The sequence below is a fragment of the Bacillus sp. FJAT-26390 genome, from assembly GCF_001682865.1.
Taxonomy (GTDB): domain Bacteria; phylum Bacillota; class Bacilli; order Paenibacillales; family Paenibacillaceae; genus Pristimantibacillus.
This window is the reverse complement of the sequence record NZ_MAQX01000001.1, coordinates 1,145,785-1,164,454: the sequence shown is the minus strand read 5'-3', so window position 1 is coordinate 1,164,454 and position 18,670 is coordinate 1,145,785. Positions and strand designations below refer to the sequence as shown.

Below are 18,670 nucleotides of genomic sequence, written 5' to 3'. Positions count from 1 at the left end.
CTTGCGAAAGAGACAACATGAGGTAACGGATAGCTACGGAATCGAAATCGAGCTTTTTTCCATATGGATGAAAAATAAAGGAATGACCAAGTCAACGCATCAAGCTTACATAAGTGACGTAAGTGATTTTCTTCAGACGATCTATCCGGCAGAAATGAAGAGAATTACAAAAATGGATATTATGCGTTACATGGCTGTATGCAGGGAGAAGGGAGCAGGGGATGAGGCTCGTAACCGTAAGCTGTCGTCCTTGCGGTCTTTTTTTAAAGCGATGAATGAGATGGAGCATATGGAGGGGAACCCCGCCTCATTAATTGCCAAGTCCAAGCAGGAGAAAAATCGGATTCCGGTCTATTTGGAGGAAAATGAACTCGAGGCGCTGCTCCACTCGATCAAGGGGAAATATTACATCCGAAATGTGGCTATCGTCCTATTGATGTCTTATGCCGGACTTCGCGTTGGGGAAGTGCATCGGATGAACGTCCAGGATTACCGGCAGGATGGCTCGATTCATATTTTGGGAAAAGGGCGCAAGTGGCGTGTCATTCCTTTGCCGGATGCGCTGCAAAATGTTATGAATGGCGCGTTATCCGAACGGAAGGATTCGAAGCAGGGCAAGGAGCAGCCGTTTTTTGTGTCGCAGTTTGGGCGCAGGCTGTCTATTCGCATGATTCAAACCGTTGCGGACGATACGATTAAGCTATTGAAAGAAACGATGCCTGCGCTAGCGGATAAAAGACTATCCAGCCACAAGCTTCGCCATTCCTTCGCGACGATGCAAATCCGCAGCGGCACGGATATTCGAACGCTGCAGGAGCTGCTCGGCCATGCTAGCATCGAAACCACGCAAATCTATACGCATATCGATAATAAACAGCTCAGAAATGCCATGAATAACATTTCCAGTAAAATTCCTTTAAATTTACATACTAGATAACGTAATAATAATTATGTTAACAATATGGGATAAATAATGATTTGCATGTAAAAAAAGAAGTTGACAAATACCGTAAGGTATTGTCAACTTCTTTTTTTTGTTTATTGGGCAGCTGCAAGAACCAGCTTGCGTCTTTCCTCCCGTTCCTCGGGAAGCAAGCGCGGGCAAGAATAACATTTCTCGCCATCAACGCGGCAATCATACATGCAGCAGGAAGAGCGGATAAGCAGCTTTCCGTCCGGCGGTGACCATGGGTTTTCAATATAACGCGGTTTATGAACAAACGGGTTCCGTTTACGGTTAAACACCTCTGCGGGAAGACCGATGAGGATGTCGAGATCACGCTGAAAGCTTGCCAGCAGCGATTCATCTTTCATATTTCCGAACACATAGTCCCGCACGGCATGAATTTGACCGCCAACCTGATTCCATATCATCGCTGATTTTACATCTGCGCTCAAGGCAACCGCTTCGACGATTTCATTAATTTCATTACGAAAAGAGGAAGCGAAAGCTTGGCTTAGAAAGGTTTTGCGCTCCTGCTCCTCGAGAGGAACATCGCTCCAGCGCAGCTCATTGATTTTAAAGCCAAGATGCGCATGATCATGATGCGATTCCAGCTGATAGGTTAAGTTATGTAGCGATAAATCCAAATACCGGTTATACTGCGCGGCAAAGAACAAATTCGTAATGCCAAGATTGAAGAAGGACATGCCCACGAACGAAGCTGGCAATTGAATGCCCGTTGCTTGAACCATTTCACCCGCTTTTAACAACGTATCGTACGCAATTTCCCGGTTAAGAAAATCGGTTGCAGGCAGCTCTAGCACGGGCTCTGCTGCTCCGTTTGGAGAAATATGAAAATAGGTTTCGACAAGCGTAAAATCCATTTCGTGTGACATACGCGCACCCCTTTTTGATAAACATTAAAAATACTTATAGCGTATGATATGAAGCAACGATAACGATTATCATTTTTAATCAACTCTATAAGTATAGGAGGGGGCTAGCGTGCTGTCAATATGAAGGGCTCGACAATCGTTTTTACTCGGTTAAGTCCTTCCCACATGTCTCCAGGACCGTCATAAATGAGAACGTAAGCACCGTTATAGCCAACCTCTTGGACCTGATTTAAATAAGTGATGAGCTCATCTGTATCTGGAAAACCATCAGGATCATAGGTAGGCTTGACATGAACGGAGACGCTCAGCGGGGCAGTCGCACCAATCTCCGCTAATTTGCCTTCGCCATGATAGTTGCCAAAATCGGTAATGAATCCTACATGCTCGCCTGCTTGTGCAAGCAGCTTGAGGCTGCTGTCCGCTGTCGAGGTGAGCGCTTTAAAATTTTCGGTAATGACACGCACGCCTTTGGAGACAGCGTATTGCGCCAGCTCGGCTAAAGAATCTGCGGACGCTTGAAGCGCTTCTTCATCAGTAGGCTGTGCTTCGCCCGCAACGATGCGAATTTGCTTGGCCCCGGAGAGGGAAGCCGTATCGATCCAGTGACGGATGAGCAAGAGATCGGCTGATTTTCTCGTCGCATCCGTTGTTGTCAAATCGCCGTAATCGAGAAGGAGCGTATCGAATTTAATGCCGGCCGCGTTAAAAGCGTTTCGCAGATGCTCGAGATAAGCAGGCTCCGTCGAAGGGAAATGAAAATGGCAAACCTCGATGGCTTGATACCCTCTAGCAGCGGCTTCCCCTGGAAGTTCAAGGAGCGTTATAACCTGCGGCTGTTCCTGTTCATTGGTAATAGGAGTGCTCGTTTTCTCATCCCATGCGGTCCACCGGAGTGGTCCGAGGTTGCGGTGCAAGCTCCATGTGCTGATAGATAGATATGACAAGATTCATCCCGCCTTGTTTTATAATGGGTTACATAGGTATAGCTTATCACTTCATTGGCGGAAAAAAACGGTTCGCTTTTGGCGAATCACTCCTCTCATTAGTCATCTTCAGAATTAATTCATTTTTCCCCTTGTTTTATCTGAATAATTTCTTGTTAGCATTAAGGGCAAGAAGCGAGGGAGGGTGACAAAGCTATGAAAATGATAAATGCGATGCAGGAAAAATGGATGTTTTTGTATAAATTCTTATACAAACCGGGCGAGATCGGCAGCGTAACGCCAAGCTCCAAATATTTAGCCAAAGCAATGGTCTCGTATGTACCTTGGCATGAGGTGAAAAGCGCAGCGGAGTTAGGGGCTGGAACGGGTGCGATCACGAGGCATATAAGGGAAGCCGCAAGAAAAAATACGAAATGTTTATTGTTTGAAACTGATCCCCAAATGCTTAGCGGATTAAAGCATCATTATCCAGAATTTCAATGTTATGATAATGCGGAGAGTCTATCTACCGCTCTAAGCGAAGAAGGAATCGATAAACTGGATTGCATAATAAGTGGGCTGCCCTTTTTTAATTTCCAGCAAGCGTTCAGAGATGAGCTGATTGAACAAATCGAATTCTCGTTAAAGGATGATGGCTTATTTATCGCCTACCAGTATTCCATGCAAATGAAGAAGCAATTGAGTAAACATTTTACGATTGAAGAAATGAAGTTTGTGCCGCTGAATGTTCCTCCTGCATTTGTTTACGTATGCCGGAAAAACGCTCCGCGCAAAGCGAGATAACAAATTATGATCGGAAGGTGAACGGGGTGGGCTTCAGCGTACTGGTTGTGGATGATGATCAGGAAATAAGGGATGTCCTTCATATTTATTTAAGAAATGAAGGCTATCGCGTCATTGAAGCGGAAGATGGACTGCAGGCGATTGAAGCGATGGAGCGCGAACCGATTGATCTTATTATTTTGGATATTATGATGCCAAGACAGGACGGAATTATGGCATGCCTTAAAATTAGGGAGACGTTTGAAATTCCGATCATTATGCTCTCCGCAAAGGGTGAGGATATTGATAAGATAACCGGCCTTTCCACGGGGGCGGACGATTATATGACAAAGCCGTTTAATCCGCTAGAGCTGCTTGCGCGTGTCAAAGCTCAGCTGCGAAGGCGAAATGCCGCCAATCAAGCCGCATCCGCTACAAGTGAAATCATCATAGATGATTTGATCATCTACAAGGATCAGCATTTAGTTAGCGTGCGCGGCCAAAACGTCGCATTAACGCCGATTGAATTTTCAATCCTGCTGCTGCTTGCCTCTCATCGTGGAGCGGTATTTAATATCGACAGCATTTACCAGAAGGTATGGAAGGACCAATCGGCCTTCTACTCGGATAATACGGTCATGGTTCATATCCGCAACATTCGTGAGAAAATCGAAGCGAACCCCCGGTTACCACGCTATATTAAGACGGTTTGGGGAGTGGGCTATAAAATTGAAAAATAATACGAAGAGCTCATCCAGCGGAATCCGAAGCATACGCGGCGTCATGCTGTGGGTGCCTGTCGTCAGCTTTGTCTTGGCCGTCCTCCTGTATTTGGGCATGGATACTCTTACGCGCTATCAGTTCGGGTTCGTTTTTAGCAATTATGTATCGCTGCCTATTTTTTTTGGCATGTTTTTCGGTTTGTTTTTTTTGTTCACACGCCGAATCGTAACCTATTTTAAAGAAATTACAGATGGTTTAAACCAAATTGCAGGCGGAAATCTAGAATTCCGTTTGCCTTTGACGAGGCAGGATCAGCTCGGCAGCGTTGCCCAAAATATAAATTATATGGCGGAACAGCTGCAAAGGCAGCTTGAGCGCGAGCGGCAGCTGGAAAAGTCAAAAATGGAGCTGATTACACATGTCTCGCATGATTTGAGAACGCCATTAACGAGCGTGATCGGCTATTTGGATCTATTGAAATCACATGCGGTTCAAGATGAGCAAGAGCAAGAGCGGTTTATCGGCAATGCCTATCACAAAACGCAGCAGCTAAAAAAGCTCATTGATGATTTATTCGAATATACCCGCCTGACCGGGGGCGATATTCAACTATTCTTAGAAACGATTGAAATCAATAAGCTTCTAGCCCAAATGATAAGCGAATTTGAACCCGTTGCAGGCGAGCATCGTATTTCGATTGAAAAAAACTTGTTTACGAAACCGTTCTTGGTCAATATAGACGTCGAGAAAATGGTTCGAGCGTTCGATAATTTATTAATAAACGCTTTGAAGTATTCAAGGTCGCCTGGCGAAATCAGAATTGGTTTGTTCGCAGAAGAAAGTCATGTCAAAATAACGTTTGAAAACGAAGGGAGCGCCATTACGCCGGAGGAGGAGGCGAGGCTGTTTGAACGGTTTTTCAAGCTGGAGTTGAAGGAGACTGACCAACGTTCTCTGCCTGCCGGAGCAGGGCTCGGATTAACCATTGCCAAACAAATCGTAGAGATGAATAATGGCACAATAGGCGTTATTCATGACGCAGGCAGGTATATCTTTTGGATTAAGCTGCCGATCGTGAATCGATGAAAGCGGCGGGAACAATAACCAAAGCCATAGGCTTCATTCGGAGTCATGCCCCAGAAATAAAGCCTATGGCTGATCTTATATGGTAATCATTTATTTCATGGTCCAGCTAGTAGCTTTAGCAACTGCAGCATCGGCATTTTTGAGCGAAGTGTATCCTTGATTCAATAGATCATTCCATTGCTTGACACGATTCGTACCGTTTGGCGCTTGGTTGTAATGGTTCGTGTTAACAATTAAAGTGCGTTTGGCGTGGAAATTGTTCATGAATGTCTTTTCGTTCGTGCTGCTGCCTGAACGCGAGAGGAGGCCTTGCAGCGTGTTTGAGCCGCCTGTTGCTCCGTGATTCAGGGCCGTGTCAACAAATGAGCCAATGGTCAACGCGGAGCTGAAACCACGCTGCTTCGCTTGCTGCACGCTGTAACTGATGTATACGTTGTAGAACGTACGCCACATCGCTTCTCTCCATTTAGCATTGTTTTGTTGTCCGTTAACTTTCTTGCAGAAGGAGCTTGCGCTTTCCGTAATCGTTAGAATACGGCCATTCATAGACCCTTTCGCCCCGATACGCGTTAAGCCCCCGATGGTTGAAGGGTTGCTAGCTCCGCTAATGGCATCGTATTGCTTGAAAAGCTCGGGGCCGTCTGGGTATGTGTCATTTGAACCGCCCGTTGTAGCGCCGAATATACCGATCGTATACCCGCGGTTATCATTAATATTTTCGCAATAGCCATAAAAGTTGGTCCAATTAGGTGAATCTTGCTCTGGTTTATTTACGAGCTTCATAATGTTATCCCATTGCTCGCCGTCTAGTCCCGTATTCGACTTTAGAAATTGAAGCGTCGAAGGGGAGAACTTAGCGTCATGGCTAGGACCCGCAGAAACCTTTGATTGAAGCGCAGCGGATGTTAAAGAGAGAACAAGCGCAAAGCTAAGACAAGTAATAAGCAACCATTTACTCTTGCTTCTTTTTGTAATCGTTTCCATTTAAATTAATTCCTCCTCAATAATGTTGTTTGTTGCGATCGAAGCTCAGTCTGTTCGTAAAACCTCTGATGCTCTTACGAGTGTGCTAAAAGCTTCTTGTCTTATCGGCTGATCACCTCCCTATAAGTTATAGCGCTTAAACTTTTAATTGTGAAAAATTCTACTTTAGTGAAGTAGAATAGAGGCTTTGCTAAGCCGCTTTATAGCCGCCTTGAAAATAACATAAAATATTATATTTTTTCTTTCTTTTGTTAATTGTTGCTTGATGTAAATAAAAGTAGCATATGAGCTGCTTTTTTGTCTAGAGAAATATTTTTTGAATTTATGATCGTCATTCGTCAATAAACCAAGATGAAATCGGTTAGCTTTTGCTAAATTGCGAAATAGCATTATAATAAAAGATATGGCCTGTTTAGTTGCTGTGAAATAGAGATTACGCAATGGAAGGAAAGAGAGAGATGGAAACGAAACGAATTACGACGGATGAGCAATTGGAAGAGGCGTTCCGCATTCGAAAAGCGGTCTTCGTGAAGGAACAGGGAGTAGCGGAGGAAGTCGAACTAGATGAATATGAAGATATCGCTGATCATGTTCTCGTTTATTTCGAGAATGAACCGGTTGGTACCGGCAGAGTGCGGATCGTGGATGATATGGCTAAGCTGGAAAGAATTTGCGTGCTGTCATCGCATCGCAAGCACCGCCTTGGAAGAGCGATTATGGAGGCGCTGGAGTCGATTGCCCGAGAAAAAGGGGTAGCGAAAGCGAAGCTTCATGGACAGGTTCAGGCGGCTCCCTTTTACGAGAAACAAGGATATGAAATAGCGTCGACCGTCTTTATGGAAGAGAATATTCCGCATGTTAAGATGGTTAAAGATTTATAACATTAAATAGTTAAAGAAGCCTGCGCATGCAGGCTTTTTCTTGTTTTAGACGATTTTTTTCCGGTAATGGGAGGGAGATATGCCTTTAATTTTTTTGAACATTTTCGAGAATAGCAGCGGATCGGTATACCCGACCGAGTGGGAAATATCCGAGATTGACAGCTGTTGGTTGTTCATCAGATCGCAAGCTTTGTCCATCCGGTAATGCAATAAGTACATTTGCGGCGAAAGCTGAAGGGACTCTTTGAACAGGGAGGACAAATAAATCCGGTCGATACCGATCATGCTTGCCAACTCGGAAATGCTTACTTTACTGTAATAGTTCATTTTCATATAATCGATCGCTTTGCGCACATATACTTCCTTCGCTTTCGGCAAATATCCGATTTGGTTTGGTGCGGTTAGCATGTCGACCCATTCGGATAGGAGGCGGAACAAAAGGCTATGCACGATTAGACCGCTATTTCGCTCAAGCGCCTGAGCTTCTGTAAGCTGTTCCAGCCACGGGTCAAACCATGCGGCGGGCGCATAGTGAAAATGAGGATTCGTCTTGCTAAGATTCACCTGCGAAAGCAGAGGATCGACGCTGCTGCCTTGGAAGGCAATCCACGAATATACCCAAGGCTCATGCTCATCAGCTTTCATCTGGCAAATGGTATTCGGAAATACCATGAAGCCTTGTCCTTTCTTTAGCGAATAGGTGCTGCCATTGATATGATAGCTGCCTTTGCCTTCATGGATAAACAATATTTTATAATGATCCTTAACCCCTGGTCCCCAAGTATAGCCTGGCTCGCAATATTGTTTGCCGTGATAATAATAGATGAGTTCGTAGCTCTCGCACATCGGATGCTCACTCCTTATCTCCATGCTCTTTTATATTACATTATGCCATATAAACCTTGCTTGTGGACATTCCAATTATGAATGGTGCTGAGCTATACTTTGTTAGCATTCAGCTTTAATAGCATTCATTATTGCATGCAGCAAGAGATTTATCCATCCTAACTGGTTAAAGGAGAATACGAACAATGCCATACGTTGCTGATGAAAAAAGATATTCCGATATGTTGTATAACCGTTCAGGCAAGAGCGGCATTAAGCTGCCAGCCATCTCGCTAGGCCTTTGGCAAAACTTTGGCGGCAATCAGCCGCTGGAAAATTCACGCGCGATGATTTTGAAAGCTTTTGATCTTGGTATTACCCATTTTGACCTAGCAAACAACTACGGCCCGCCTGCCGGCTCTGCTGAAGAGACTTTCGGAGCGGTTTACAAGAAAGATTTGGTGCCATACCGCGATGAGCTGCTGATCTCGACAAAAGCCGGCTATTATATGTGGGAAGGGCCATACGGCGAGTGGGGCTCCCGCAAAAATCTCCTTTCCAGCTTGGATCGCAGCTTGACGCGAATGGGACTTGATTATGTGGATGTTTTTTATTCGCATCGCCCAGATCCGGAAACGCCGCTTGAAGAAACGATGGGCGCGCTTGATCATGCAGTAAGGCAAGGCAAAGCGCTATACGTCGGCTTATCCAACTACAGTATGGAGCAGACCAGCGAAGCCGTTAAAATTTTGAAGAAGCTTGGCACGCCATGCCTAATTCATCAACCGAGCTATTCGATGCTCAATCGGTGGGTGGAGGATGGATTGCAGGATGTATTGAATGAAAATGGCGTTGGCTCAATCGCGTATTGCCCGCTTGGACGCGGTCAACTGACCAATAAATATGTAGATAAAATTGAAGCAGAGTCTAAAGCGACATCGAGCACGATGAAGCCCGAGGCAATTACTCCGGAACGCGTTCAAAAATTCCGCAGCCTTGAGGCTTTGGCGGCTAGTCGGGGACAAACCTTGTCCCAAATGGCGTTGAACTGGGTTCTTCGCGAAGGCGGCGCAACGTCAGCGCTTATCGGAGTTAGCCGTGTCAGCCAGATCGAAGAGAACGTGAAGGCGCTTGAGAGCGCACCGTTATCCGCTGAGGAATTAACGGAAATCGACGCTATTTTGAACAACTTAGCAGATATTCCGTGGTAAGAAAAGAGCCCAAGCGATTATGCTTGGGCTCTTTTTAAAATCATATAAACAATTTATGGAATCTTAAGCTTTATTTAAACTTTAATTACAAGCCTCTTAAATATTGACGCTTATCTTTAGTAGAGAGATAAAAAGTCGATTTGGGAGGTTTTTTACTATGAAAACAAAGCTATACGTCCTATATGGCGGCAAATCCGTTGAACATGAGGTTTCATTAAAAACTGCATATACAGTCATTCAATCGATAGATGAATCTAAATTTGAAATTTTTCCAATCTATATTACCCGTGAAGGCATTTGGTGCAGCCTCGATGGTCTGAGCCGCGAGGGACTAGCCATGAATGATCTTATCGTTCAGCCAACAACGGCATTGGCAGCACACTCTATTGGCGAGGTACTCGTAAAGCAAATGTCTCTGCCCGGAAAAAAAGTAGTGCTGCCGCTGCTCCATGGCTCTAACGGAGAAGACGGCACGGTGCAAGGTCTGCTTGAATTGCTTGATGTTCCTTATGTGGGCAATGGCGTGCTTTCATCCGCGCTTACGTTGGATAAGGCCATATCTAAGCAGCTGTTAGCTCAAGCAGGCGTTAAGCAAGTCGATTACCTCGTATACCGTCACGATCAATGGCTGGAGGAACGTTCGCATTTGCTGCAAAGGGTAGAGGAGAAGCTCGGATTCCCATGTTATGTCAAACCTGCATCCTTAGGCTCCAGCATCGGCATTAGCAGATGCACGGATAAGCAGCAATTGATAGCAGGCATTACGGAGGCTTTTCAATTTGATACCAAAATCGTTATTGAGCAAGAGGTCGTAGGCAGGGAAATTCAGGTCGCGGTAATGGGCAATGAAAATCCGCTTGCTTCCTTGCCGGGCGAGTTCATCCATAACCATCGGTTTTTCGATTTCGAATCCAAATATTTGGACAAGCAGCTGACGATGTCGATCCCTGCACAAATTTCCGAAGCGACTACCGTTCAAATTCGCCAAATGGCTACTCACGCCTATCAAGTGCATGGGTGCTCGGGACTTGCCCGTGTCGACTTTTTCCTAGATGAGAAAGGCCAACTCTTTTTAAATGAAATTAACGCTCTGCCGGGCTTTACGAATTTCAGCATGTATCCGGTTATGTGGGAGCGCACGGATGGCACTTCTTATGCGGAATTAGTCGAAAAGCTGATTGACTATGCCTTCACGCGCCATGCAAAAAAACAATCGATCCACTATTCGAGGTGAATGAGGATGAATAGAGATACTTGGTCTGAGGTTAGTTTGAGCAATATACGCAATAATATGCTGAAAATCCGTCAAGCTTTGCCTAAAAACGTGAAGCTGATGGCGGTTGTCAAAGCAAATGGCTACGGCCATGGCGACATTGAAGCAGCTCAAATGGCTCAGCAGGCAGGCGCCGAGGAGCTAGCCGTTGCATATTTGGACGAAGCGCTCCATCTAAGAACTAATGGGATTACATTGCCCATTCTTATTTTAACGCCTATTCATCCCAGGTCCGTAAAGCTTGCAATCGAGCATGATCTAATGCTAACGGTAACGAGTGCTGCTTGGTTCAGCGAAATGCGAGAATATAAGCCTCCATATGCCACGAAGAAGCTTCGGGTGCATGTAAAGCTGGACACAGGCCTTGGCAGAATCGGCATTCAAGAGAAGCCGCAATGGGAAGAGCTTGTTCCATGGCTCAAAGCCGCGGATGTTGTTGTTGAAGGCATTTATACGCATTTTGCAACGGCGGGGAGAGAGGATACGTCGTTTCTGAAGCAGCAATATAAACGATTCGTCGACATGATGGAATGGGCAAAAGAGTCTAGGCTCGCGGTGAACAGCTATCATTGTGCGGGAAGCGCTGCTGCGCTGCGGTTTCCGGAGTTGGCGATGGATATGGTGCGAATCGGCGCAGCGATGTACGGCTTTTATCCGAAGAAGCTTGTACCGACGATAGAGCTTGAGCCCGCGCTGAGCTTGCACAGCACGCTTATGCAGGTGAAGAAGCTGTATAAAGGGGAGTACTTAGGTTATGACAACGCCTATCAAGCTGAGGAAGATCAATGGGTGGGCACGGTTCCAATCGGCTATGCCGACGGCTGGTCACAAAGCATGCAAGGGACAGAGCTGCTTGTAGGCGGACGACGCGCCAAAGTGGTTGGGAAAATATGCATGGATCAGCTCATGGTTCGATTGCCTGGCCCGTGCGAGGAAGGCTCGGTTGTTACCTTGATCGGACGCCAAGGGTCGGAGGAAATAACGTTTGCCGAGCTGGCGGCCCATATTAACAGCGTCCCGCAGGAAATTTCGACTTCGCTAACAGCAAGGGTAACTAGAAAATACAACGACAAAGGGGAGGCACAAAAACGATGGGACAAGCGAATTATTCAATCCAGCAGCAAGGGAGCCATCATCTAAATCACGCTGCCGTTCAAGTGAGTCGATCTGAAATTTATGAAGGACATCTGGTGCTTATTAACGGAGACCATCCCATTCAGCGGCCGATAAGAGGAGAGAAGCTGCTGTCTTTAAGCTCGCATCAAGCCATTAGAGAACTGCATGATGGCATGTTATTGGAGAAGACCTGCTTGCAGCAGTTAACGGCTTTATTAGCTGCTAGTAAAGCAATGGAGGAAATAGTCGTCGTAAGTACTTATCGAACCGAGGAGGAGCAGGAGGATATTTATGCAACCTCATTGGTTGAAAATGGTCCCGACTATACGGCATGTTATGTCGCGCTTCCGAATCAGAGCGAGCACCAGACGGGGCTTGCGGTAGATGTGGGCAAGTACAGCAGCGATGTCGATTTTATTGCGCCTTCTTTTCCAGATCACGGTGCCTGTCAGACCTTTAAGCAGCTTGCCGCGGATTATGGGTTTATTCAACGCTACAAGGAAGGCAAGGAGTCGATTACGAAAATCTCCTGCGAGCCTTGGCATTTCCGCTATGTCGGGTATCCCCATTCCAGCCTGATGGAGGAACACGGCCTCTGTCTGGAGGAATATATCGCTTTCGTCAAAAGCTATGCGTATTCGGGCAAGCATCTCATGTTTAACAATGGCAGCCTGCAGGTTGAAATTTATTATGTGCCAGCGGATGAGGGGCCTACTACGACCGTGCCGATTGTAAAATGTGATCTTTACCGCTTGTCCGGCAACAACAGTGACGGATTTATTATTACTGCATTTCATGGCAGCGAACAGGATGGCTAAACCGAACTTCGGCGGGCTGGACTATGTGAAATTCATAGCTGCTATACTCGTCATTGCTAACCATACCGGCCCCTTATTGTCTTACCATGCAAATGCGGATTTCCTTATTAGCGGCATCCTGACCCGAATTGCGGTTCCTATCTTCTTTATGACATCGGGATATTTTTTCTTTCGCAAGCAGACAGGCGAACAGGCAAACGATTCGAAAGCATGGCTTGGTTATATGAAAAAGATCGGAAAATTATATGGGATCGCTATTTTATTGTATATTCCTCTGAATGTCTACACGGGCTATTTTAAGGAAAACTTTTCGGCTTACTCCTTCTTCAAGGACATCGTATTTGACGGTACCTTTTATCATTTGTGGTATTTGCCGGCTTTAATAATAGGAATAACGATAACTTATTTCTTATATAAAAAAATATCTTTGACTTCAATGCTAGCGATTGCCGGCTTATTATATGTAATCGGCCTTCTAGGGGATAGTTACTATGGCTTGATCGAAAATACGGGTGGCATCAAACCGCTTTATGATGGCATGTTTTCCGTGTTTGATTACACGCGAAACGGACTGTTTTATGCGCCAATATATCTTGTGCTGGGTGCCTGGGCAGCCAAGCATCCGCCCAAGCATGCAAGAAAACCGGTGGTTTATGCCAGCTTATTTTTGCTATCATTAGCATTAATGTTTGCCGAGGGCATTTTATTGAAATCATGGGAGCTTCCCCGTCATGACAGCATGTACGTTTTTGCGCTGCCCGCCACTTATTTTTTGTTCCAATGGGCATTGCTTTGGAAGGGGAAATCAGGCAAGGCGTTTAGGGAATGGCGCGTATGGATATATATTTTGCATCCAATTGCGATTGTGCTCGTTCGAGGCGCTGCAGAGGTCATTAATCTGGAATCGATATTTATTGCGAATAGCCTCATTCATTTTGCAACGGTATGCCTATTGTCGGTCGTAATGGCTGCGGTTGCCGTGAAGGTTTCCGACATAAAATTTAAGCTTCGATCATAGAAATGGTACTGGGAGACGTTCATTACGTTTAGTGGTACGAGAGGAGAAGCCGCATCGAAGGAGCATTACCCGCAGCAAGGAGGGATTGTTATGAGTATCGAATTGCTCATTCAACTGCTCGTGCTTATCGTAATGATCATCGATATGGCTAACAGATCAAAAGATTCTTAAATCGTGGAGGCAAAGCATCCGAACCGGGTGCTTTGTCTTTTTTTGTGCGCATGCATCGGATTACAGAAAAAGGAAACGAAAGTGGAATGAGGAAGGATGATGAATATGAATACGATTGAATGTCCCTGGTGCAGCAGCGTAGTTCAATTGGATCAAAATGTATGTCCGGCATGCAAGCATGAGGTGCTCGCACAGCATTTAGACACAAGTCAAAGCGATGTGCCAAACGATCATTTTGATTCGGAAATAGCGCTGGGTGAGTTTGACCTTGCATCGAGTATTGCGAATAAGTTTGAATGCTCCAAATGCAAGAATACGGAATGCGAAGTAGATGAAATTGCAATGACAGGTGCTGGACTTAGTAAACTATTGAACATCCAATACCATCTTTTTTTATATGTTTCTTGCTTGCAATGCGGCTTGGTTGAAATATATAATCCGAATATGCTGCATAACAAATGATTTTTGCCAAGAGGAGTATGCTGGATGAAGGACCTGCATGTATTCCATTATGACGCGTTTACGACAATACCGAATAGACCCGGTAACCGGTACAGCCTCTGGCGTGATGGGGGCTTACTATTTAACCTACATAAAGCCGGAGCTAAGCTCGGCAAAGCTTGTTGTGGAGCAAGGGCAATAGCAAAGCACAAAGCAGAGACGGCCGAGTTAAAGCTGAAGCGACGAAGCAGACTGCGAGTGAGATGGACATTTTTATAAGCGGTTCGGCGGTTTGGGTTGGAGAGATTGACAGGAGGATATTTGAGTGAAATACGAGATTATTTTGTTTGATGCGGATGATACGTTGTTTGATTATTCATTAGCTGAGGCGCATGCGCTAAAAAGTGTGTTTTTTGAGCATCATATTGAGCTTCTTCCCGCTCACGTGGAGCTGTACCGATTGGTAAACCAGCAGCTATGGAACGACTTTGAGAAGGGGATTGTTACGCTTGATTTTTTGCGTCATGAACGGTTTAGGCGAATGTTTGCCGAGGTGCAAGCCGATCTGGACGCGGTTCATTTTAGCGAGCGATACGTTCATTATTTGGGAGAGGGCTCCTTCCTCATAGAAGGCTCAGAAACTCTTATTCAGCAGATACGGGGCAAAGGCTACCGTCTAGCGATCATTACGAACGGGATTAAACAGACGCAGCATAGCCGTATTGGACGGTCGAGCTTAGCGAATTCCTTCGAGCATATTATAGTTTCAGAGGATACGGGTTATTCGAAGCCGCACACGGGAATTTTTGATTTTGCGTTTAATAAGCTGAATGCAACGGATAAGTCCAAGGTGCTCATTGTTGGCGATTCATTAACGTCCGATATTCAAGGCGGCATCAATTATGGCATCGATACTTGCTGGTACAATCCGAAGCGAAAGCTTAATGAATCGTTGATCAAACCGACTTATGAAATACAGCGTTTAGATGAATTACTTCAGTACGTTTAGAACAAAAGTCGATTTCCTTAAGTATAAGGGATCGGCTTTTTTTTATCGATGGAATGCGTCCAGTTATTCATTGATTGTGTGATAGACTAACAAAAATAATATACATATTGCAAAAGTGAGAGAAAAACGTTTTTGATAACGTTGTATATAGTGTAAAAGCTTTTACAAAAAAGGGGAATTGTTGCATGAAGTCTAACGAGAATAATTTTATACAACGATTACAGCGGCAAAAAGAAGACGCTATTGAATATATCATTGATCACTATTTGCCACTAATCAAAGGGGTTTCGTACAAGGTCCTGTCCCCGCTTGGAAACGATGGATTGATAGAGGAATGTATCAACGATATTTTTCTATCCATTTGGAACCATTCGAGAAAATTTCACGGTGATTCGGCGGACTTCAAGAAATGGATTTGTGCGATTGCCAAGTTCAAAGCTATCGATTACTACAGAAAAGCGAATAGGAAAGCTGAATTCACCTCAGATGGGCTGGAATTGCATGCGGAAAGGTCAGCAGAAGATGAGCTGATCATGAGGGAAGACAAAACGGAGCTGATCAAGTTAATTAACCTGTTGGAGCCAGTTGATCGGGATATTTTTATTATGAAGTTCTTTCTTGGTTTAAAAACGGGGGAAATATCGACAAAGCTCGGTCTTACGAACGCATCGATCGATAATCGAATTTATAGAGGGAAAAAGAAGCTTAATCACGAAGCTGCGAATTTTAGCCTTGGAGGTAGTGTATGATGAAGGATGTATATGAATTATTAAATGATATAGACATCGATGAACATGAGTTTGTGGAAATGGAAGTCGATGACTTTGAAAAGGCTAAAGTAAAAGAAGCATTAAAGGAATCCATAAACAAGAAGAAAAAAGTAAAGGGTTGGAAAAAGAAAGCCGCGGCCGCTGCTATAATAGTCGGTGTATCCGCTGCAACGTTTGGCGTAACCTTTCCTGCCTATGCGGTCAGCATTCCTGTAATCGGAGATATTTTTAGATTTTTGGATAATGGAAGAACAGGTCTTTATGAGGATTATAAGCAATACTCCACTGCATTGAATATGTCACAAGAAAGCAATGGCATTAAGATTACGATAAATGATGCCATATATGATGGAAAGACTGTTAGTTTGACCTTTTCGATAGAAAGTGAACGACAATTAGCTGATCATCCTATTTCACATCCCTTATTAGATATAAAAGGAGCATATGGATCGGGAGGCAGCATTCAAATTTCAAAAGTGGATAAAAATAAATATGTGGGATTACTCACCTCTACGAGCCATTTTCGCAAAGAAAGGGATTCAGTCAAAATAAGATGGAAGATTGACAGCCTAGCCATCAAAGAAGCTCCGGAGAAAATAAACGGCAATTGGAGCTTCGCTCTATCACTAGATGCGACGGAAAGGACTACGCAAGTTATTAACCAAAGCGTTGAGCATGAAGGAGTGGTGGTGAACGTAGGGAAGATAGCGGTATCGCCAATGTCTTTTATCGTATACTTTGACCAGATCGTTTCCGAGAAAACAAGGAACAAGTGGCATGGGGTAGACGTGGATATAGAGATTAAAGATGATCTGGGCAACCGATACACGGGTCAAGGAAATGGAGGATCTGGCGATCGGGACGGCTATAACATGAGATGGAGTAAAACGTTCGAAAAATTAGACGAGAATGCTACGAAACTTATCCTTACGCCCCGTATTAACTTTTATGAACATACTGCTGACAATCATGGTTCAATAGAAATGACGAAAGATGGACAAAAAGAGATTCCTGTATCACTAAAAACCGGAAAGGGAAGAGAGGAGTATGCAGCAGACGATATCGTTATTGAATTGAAGAAATAATGGTTAAAAAGAACGATGCAAGCATCAGCTTAAGCATCGTTCTTTGTTGTGTGTTAATCCAGCTCCCAATCCTGCAGCAGCATGATGGCGGCGCCGGCCGTTACCGCGTCTTCCGTAAGCTGGCCTTGCGTAAATTCGGGCTCATATTGCGGAGAGTAATAAATGTTGCTGCGTGCGACTTGTATAACGGTATCATAGATCGACTTATGCACCTTGACGAGCGGGCCGCCCAAAATAACCGCCTCGGGGTGAAGGATATTAATCAAATTGGCAATGCCAATTCCCAGATAGGTTGCCGTTTGCAGAAATTGCTCCGTAACAAAAGCATCCTTCTGTATAAAAGCTTTCTGCAGCGCGTCGAACTGAATTTCCTCCGGCGGTATGCCTTTGAGTGAGCTTTCTCTGCCAAGCTTGAGCTGTGAGCGTATTTTTTTCTCCAAAGCAGGGATCGAGACGAGCGCTTCAAGCGCCCCATAATTCCCTTCGTCGCCGAGTCTTGGGCCATCCGTTTGTATAATCATTTGACCGAAGGAGCCTTCCATGTCGACGGCGCCTCTCACGATTTGGCCGCCTGACATCATCGAGGTCCGCAAACCAACACCCGCATGGACATAAAGCATATGCTTCACTTCTTCATCCCTAAGCGCCCAATGCTCCCCGATAATTGCCGTATTAGCTCCGTTATCAAGCAGTGCCGACAGCCCTAACCGCTGCTCCAGCAACTCGCAGATCGGAACGTTGATCCAGCCCTCGGCGGGAAAATAGCGAGGCTTCAGCATGATGCCATCCTCACGGCTTAATGGGCCTACGGCGCCGATGCCGATGCCGATTATTTTATCGCGCGCAATTTGGCACTCATTCATCATGCGCTCAGCGAGCTGCGTGATTTTGCCAATCAGCCTCTCCGGCGTCATACGCTCGTCCATCTTCCATCTCTCGAAAGCCAGCGGTTTTAAGTTTAGATCGTATAAACCGATTGAGGAGGAGAACCGCGAAATCTCCAAACCGAACACAGCGCGGTGACTCGGGTTTACCCTATACAGAATCGGCTTTCGGCCGCCGGTAGATTGCCCAAGTTCAGACGCTAATATCAAACCGTCCGTCAGCAGCTCTTCCAGTAGTCGTGATAAGCTGGTGCTGGTTACCGTAAGCCGCTCCATTAAAGCGGCCTTGGAAACTAATCCATTTCGAATAATAAAATCAAAAACTTGTTTTTTTATAGTGGGATGCTTCACATTCATCATCTATTCTCCATTTGTCCAAGTAGTTAGATCGGATATAAACCAATTTCTATTATATGCTGTTTAGAGTAGGCGTGACTAGACAATCGCTATAAATAATTTTAATACTTCAACGAGAGCAGCCTCGTATCCGCTCATCTTACTTTACTACGAACCGCTGCATAGCACAAAAAAGGCTGACCTGGGATTGATCGAATCTATTTCGGAAAATGAATCGTAGAGAGAGAGTATGCAATCAGACGAATCTGCAAAAAGCCACTCTATACGAATAGGAAGCTGATATTGAGCAGCGTGACGTGAAAATTTGTCATAATTCGACAATTTGTTCGGTTGTGCTAGCGGAAAAAGCGTTCTATAATAGGTTCATAAGCAAATTATCGATAATCCAATGAGCAAGGAGGGACGTATCGATTATTTTTTTCAATATAATTGTTAACGCTTTCTTTTTTTGACCTATATTATCGATAATCGAT

Annotated in this window: 20 protein-coding genes; 15 read left to right on the top strand and 5 right to left on the bottom strand. The window is 44.9% G+C overall.

Annotated features, from left to right (window positions below):
* The first annotated feature begins 1 nt into the window (after window position 1).
* Window positions 2-937 carry a tyrosine-type recombinase/integrase gene (locus tag A7975_RS05545; protein WP_082197986.1) on the top strand — a complete coding sequence of 312 codons (936 nt, stop codon included), beginning with the start codon at window positions 2-4 and terminating at the stop codon, window positions 935-937.
* 101 nt (window positions 938-1,038) lie between these two features.
* Here the strand turns inward: A7975_RS05545 and A7975_RS05540 are convergent, their stop codons facing one another.
* Entirely contained in the window at window positions 1,039-1,839 is an 801-nt protein-coding gene (locus tag A7975_RS05540) for a hypothetical protein (protein ID WP_065384426.1), read from the bottom strand.
* A gap of 104 nt (window positions 1,840-1,943) precedes the next feature.
* Window positions 1,944-2,783, bottom strand: a complete 840-nt coding sequence (locus tag A7975_RS05535) for a sugar phosphate isomerase/epimerase family protein (RefSeq protein WP_065384425.1) — start codon at window positions 2,781-2,783, stop codon at window positions 1,944-1,946.
* A 195-nt stretch (window positions 2,784-2,978) separates the two neighbouring features.
* On the opposite strand from A7975_RS05535, the gene A7975_RS05530 reads away from it, so the two are divergent.
* From A7975_RS05530 to A7975_RS05520, 3 genes are read left to right on the top strand one after another with little or no spacing between them, the layout of a single operon-like run.
* Complete coding sequence (locus A7975_RS05530; RefSeq protein WP_053376156.1) at window positions 2,979-3,566, top strand: class I SAM-dependent methyltransferase; 588 nt, start codon at window positions 2,979-2,981, stop codon at window positions 3,564-3,566.
* Window positions 3,567-3,592: 26 nt separating this feature from the next.
* On the top strand, window positions 3,593-4,285 hold the full coding sequence (locus tag A7975_RS05525) for a response regulator transcription factor (RefSeq protein WP_065384424.1): 693 nt from the start codon (window positions 3,593-3,595) through the stop codon (window positions 4,283-4,285).
* Entirely contained in the window at window positions 4,275-5,354 is a 1,080-nt protein-coding gene (locus A7975_RS05520) for a HAMP domain-containing sensor histidine kinase (protein ID WP_082197984.1), read from the top strand. The genes A7975_RS05525 and A7975_RS05520 overlap by 11 nt, the downstream gene beginning before the upstream one ends.
* 90 nt (window positions 5,355-5,444) lie before the next feature.
* On the opposite strand, the gene A7975_RS05515 is transcribed toward A7975_RS05520, so the two are convergent.
* On the bottom strand, window positions 5,445-6,338 hold the full coding sequence (locus tag A7975_RS05515; RefSeq protein ID WP_065384423.1) for a chitosanase: 894 nt from the start codon (window positions 6,336-6,338) through the stop codon (window positions 5,445-5,447).
* A gap of 458 nt (window positions 6,339-6,796) precedes the next feature.
* Between A7975_RS05515 and A7975_RS05505 the strand changes: the two genes are divergently transcribed.
* On the top strand, window positions 6,797-7,219 hold the full coding sequence (locus A7975_RS05505; RefSeq protein ID WP_065384421.1) for a GNAT family N-acetyltransferase: 423 nt from the start codon (window positions 6,797-6,799) through the stop codon (window positions 7,217-7,219).
* Between the two features lie 45 nt (window positions 7,220-7,264).
* Here the strand turns inward: A7975_RS05505 and A7975_RS05500 are convergent, their stop codons facing one another.
* The gene (locus tag A7975_RS05500) at window positions 7,265-8,065 is read right to left on the bottom strand and encodes an AraC family transcriptional regulator (protein ID WP_065384420.1); all 801 of its coding nucleotides are present in this window, start codon (window positions 8,063-8,065) and stop codon (window positions 7,265-7,267) included.
* A gap of 185 nt (window positions 8,066-8,250) precedes the next feature.
* Here A7975_RS05500 and A7975_RS05495 point away from each other — a divergent pair, with 185 nt between their 5' ends.
* The 10 genes from A7975_RS05495 (at window position 8,251) to A7975_RS05450 (ending at window position 16,956) form a co-directional block, all read left to right on the top strand.
* Complete coding sequence (locus A7975_RS05495; protein ID WP_065384419.1) at window positions 8,251-9,255, top strand: aldo/keto reductase; 1,005 nt, start codon at window positions 8,251-8,253, stop codon at window positions 9,253-9,255.
* Window positions 9,256-9,412: 157 nt separating this feature from the next.
* On the top strand, window positions 9,413-10,489 hold the full coding sequence (locus tag A7975_RS05490; RefSeq protein ID WP_065384418.1) for a D-alanine--D-alanine ligase: 1,077 nt from the start codon (window positions 9,413-9,415) through the stop codon (window positions 10,487-10,489).
* Between the two features lie 6 nt (window positions 10,490-10,495).
* Window positions 10,496-11,668 (top strand): alanine racemase, encoded by a 1,173-nt coding sequence (gene alr, locus A7975_RS05485; RefSeq protein ID WP_065384417.1) that lies wholly within the window; start codon window positions 10,496-10,498, stop codon window positions 11,666-11,668.
* Complete coding sequence (locus tag A7975_RS05480; protein ID WP_065384416.1) at window positions 11,620-12,462, top strand: D-alanyl-D-alanine carboxypeptidase family protein; 843 nt, start codon at window positions 11,620-11,622, stop codon at window positions 12,460-12,462. Before alr ends, A7975_RS05480 begins: the two co-directional genes overlap by 49 nt.
* On the top strand, window positions 12,455-13,480 hold the full coding sequence (locus A7975_RS05475; RefSeq protein ID WP_065384415.1) for an acyltransferase family protein: 1,026 nt from the start codon (window positions 12,455-12,457) through the stop codon (window positions 13,478-13,480). Before A7975_RS05480 ends, A7975_RS05475 begins: the two co-directional genes overlap by 8 nt.
* A gap of 276 nt (window positions 13,481-13,756) precedes the next feature.
* Window positions 13,757-14,113, top strand: coding sequence for a zinc ribbon domain-containing protein (locus A7975_RS32840; protein ID WP_082198070.1), 357 nt, complete (start codon window positions 13,757-13,759; stop codon window positions 14,111-14,113).
* 49 nt (window positions 14,114-14,162) lie between these two features.
* Window positions 14,163-14,294 carry a hypothetical protein gene (locus A7975_RS34690; protein ID WP_255314182.1) on the top strand — a complete coding sequence of 44 codons (132 nt, stop codon included), beginning with the start codon at window positions 14,163-14,165 and terminating at the stop codon, window positions 14,292-14,294.
* Window positions 14,295-14,417: 123 nt separating this feature from the next.
* Window positions 14,418-15,101, top strand: coding sequence for a YjjG family noncanonical pyrimidine nucleotidase (locus tag A7975_RS05460; RefSeq protein WP_053376144.1), 684 nt, complete (start codon window positions 14,418-14,420; stop codon window positions 15,099-15,101).
* Window positions 15,102-15,286: 185 nt separating this feature from the next.
* Window positions 15,287-15,850 (top strand): sigma-70 family RNA polymerase sigma factor, encoded by a 564-nt coding sequence (locus A7975_RS05455; RefSeq protein ID WP_065384414.1) that lies wholly within the window; start codon window positions 15,287-15,289, stop codon window positions 15,848-15,850.
* The gene (locus A7975_RS05450; protein WP_065384836.1) at window positions 15,850-16,956 is read left to right on the top strand and encodes a DUF4179 domain-containing protein; all 1,107 of its coding nucleotides are present in this window, start codon (window positions 15,850-15,852) and stop codon (window positions 16,954-16,956) included. Before A7975_RS05455 ends, A7975_RS05450 begins: the two co-directional genes overlap by 1 nt.
* A gap of 53 nt (window positions 16,957-17,009) precedes the next feature.
* Here the strand turns inward: A7975_RS05450 and A7975_RS05445 are convergent, their stop codons facing one another.
* A complete protein-coding gene (locus A7975_RS05445; RefSeq protein ID WP_065384413.1) occupies window positions 17,010-18,200 on the bottom strand; it encodes an ROK family protein in 1,191 nt (396 codons plus the stop codon).
* Window positions 18,201-18,670: the final 470 nt, after the last annotated feature.

What these genes read in the sequence shown, in the direction of transcription:
- A7975_RS05540 (WP_065384426.1), bottom strand. Translation starts at nt 1,839, where the DNA reads ATGTCACACGAAATGGATTTTACGCTTGTCGAAACCTATTTTCATATT.
- A7975_RS05530 (WP_053376156.1), top strand. Translation starts at nt 2,979, where the DNA reads ATGAAAATGATAAATGCGATGCAGGAAAAATGGATGTTTTTGTATAAA.
- A7975_RS05515 (WP_065384423.1), bottom strand. Translation starts at nt 6,338, where the DNA reads ATGGAAACGATTACAAAAAGAAGCAAGAGTAAATGGTTGCTTATTACT.
- A7975_RS05505 (WP_065384421.1), top strand. Translation starts at nt 6,797, where the DNA reads ATGGAAACGAAACGAATTACGACGGATGAGCAATTGGAAGAGGCGTTC.
- A7975_RS05500 (WP_065384420.1), bottom strand. Translation starts at nt 8,065, where the DNA reads ATGTGCGAGAGCTACGAACTCATCTATTATTATCACGGCAAACAATAT.
- A7975_RS05495 (WP_065384419.1), top strand. Translation starts at nt 8,251, where the DNA reads ATGCCATACGTTGCTGATGAAAAAAGATATTCCGATATGTTGTATAAC.
- A7975_RS05490 (WP_065384418.1), top strand. Translation starts at nt 9,413, where the DNA reads ATGAAAACAAAGCTATACGTCCTATATGGCGGCAAATCCGTTGAACAT.
- alr (WP_065384417.1), top strand. Translation starts at nt 10,496, where the DNA reads ATGAATAGAGATACTTGGTCTGAGGTTAGTTTGAGCAATATACGCAAT.
- A7975_RS05480 (WP_065384416.1), top strand. Translation starts at nt 11,620, where the DNA reads ATGGGACAAGCGAATTATTCAATCCAGCAGCAAGGGAGCCATCATCTA.
- A7975_RS05475 (WP_065384415.1), top strand. Translation starts at nt 12,455, where the DNA reads ATGGCTAAACCGAACTTCGGCGGGCTGGACTATGTGAAATTCATAGCT.
- A7975_RS32840 (WP_082198070.1), top strand. Translation starts at nt 13,757, where the DNA reads ATGAATACGATTGAATGTCCCTGGTGCAGCAGCGTAGTTCAATTGGAT.
- A7975_RS34690 (WP_255314182.1), top strand. Translation starts at nt 14,163, where the DNA reads ATGACGCGTTTACGACAATACCGAATAGACCCGGTAACCGGTACAGCC.
- A7975_RS05455 (WP_065384414.1), top strand. Translation starts at nt 15,287, where the DNA reads ATGAAGTCTAACGAGAATAATTTTATACAACGATTACAGCGGCAAAAA.
- A7975_RS05450 (WP_065384836.1), top strand. Translation starts at nt 15,850, where the DNA reads ATGAAGGATGTATATGAATTATTAAATGATATAGACATCGATGAACAT.
- A7975_RS05445 (WP_065384413.1), bottom strand. Translation starts at nt 18,200, where the DNA reads ATGATGAATGTGAAGCATCCCACTATAAAAAAACAAGTTTTTGATTTT.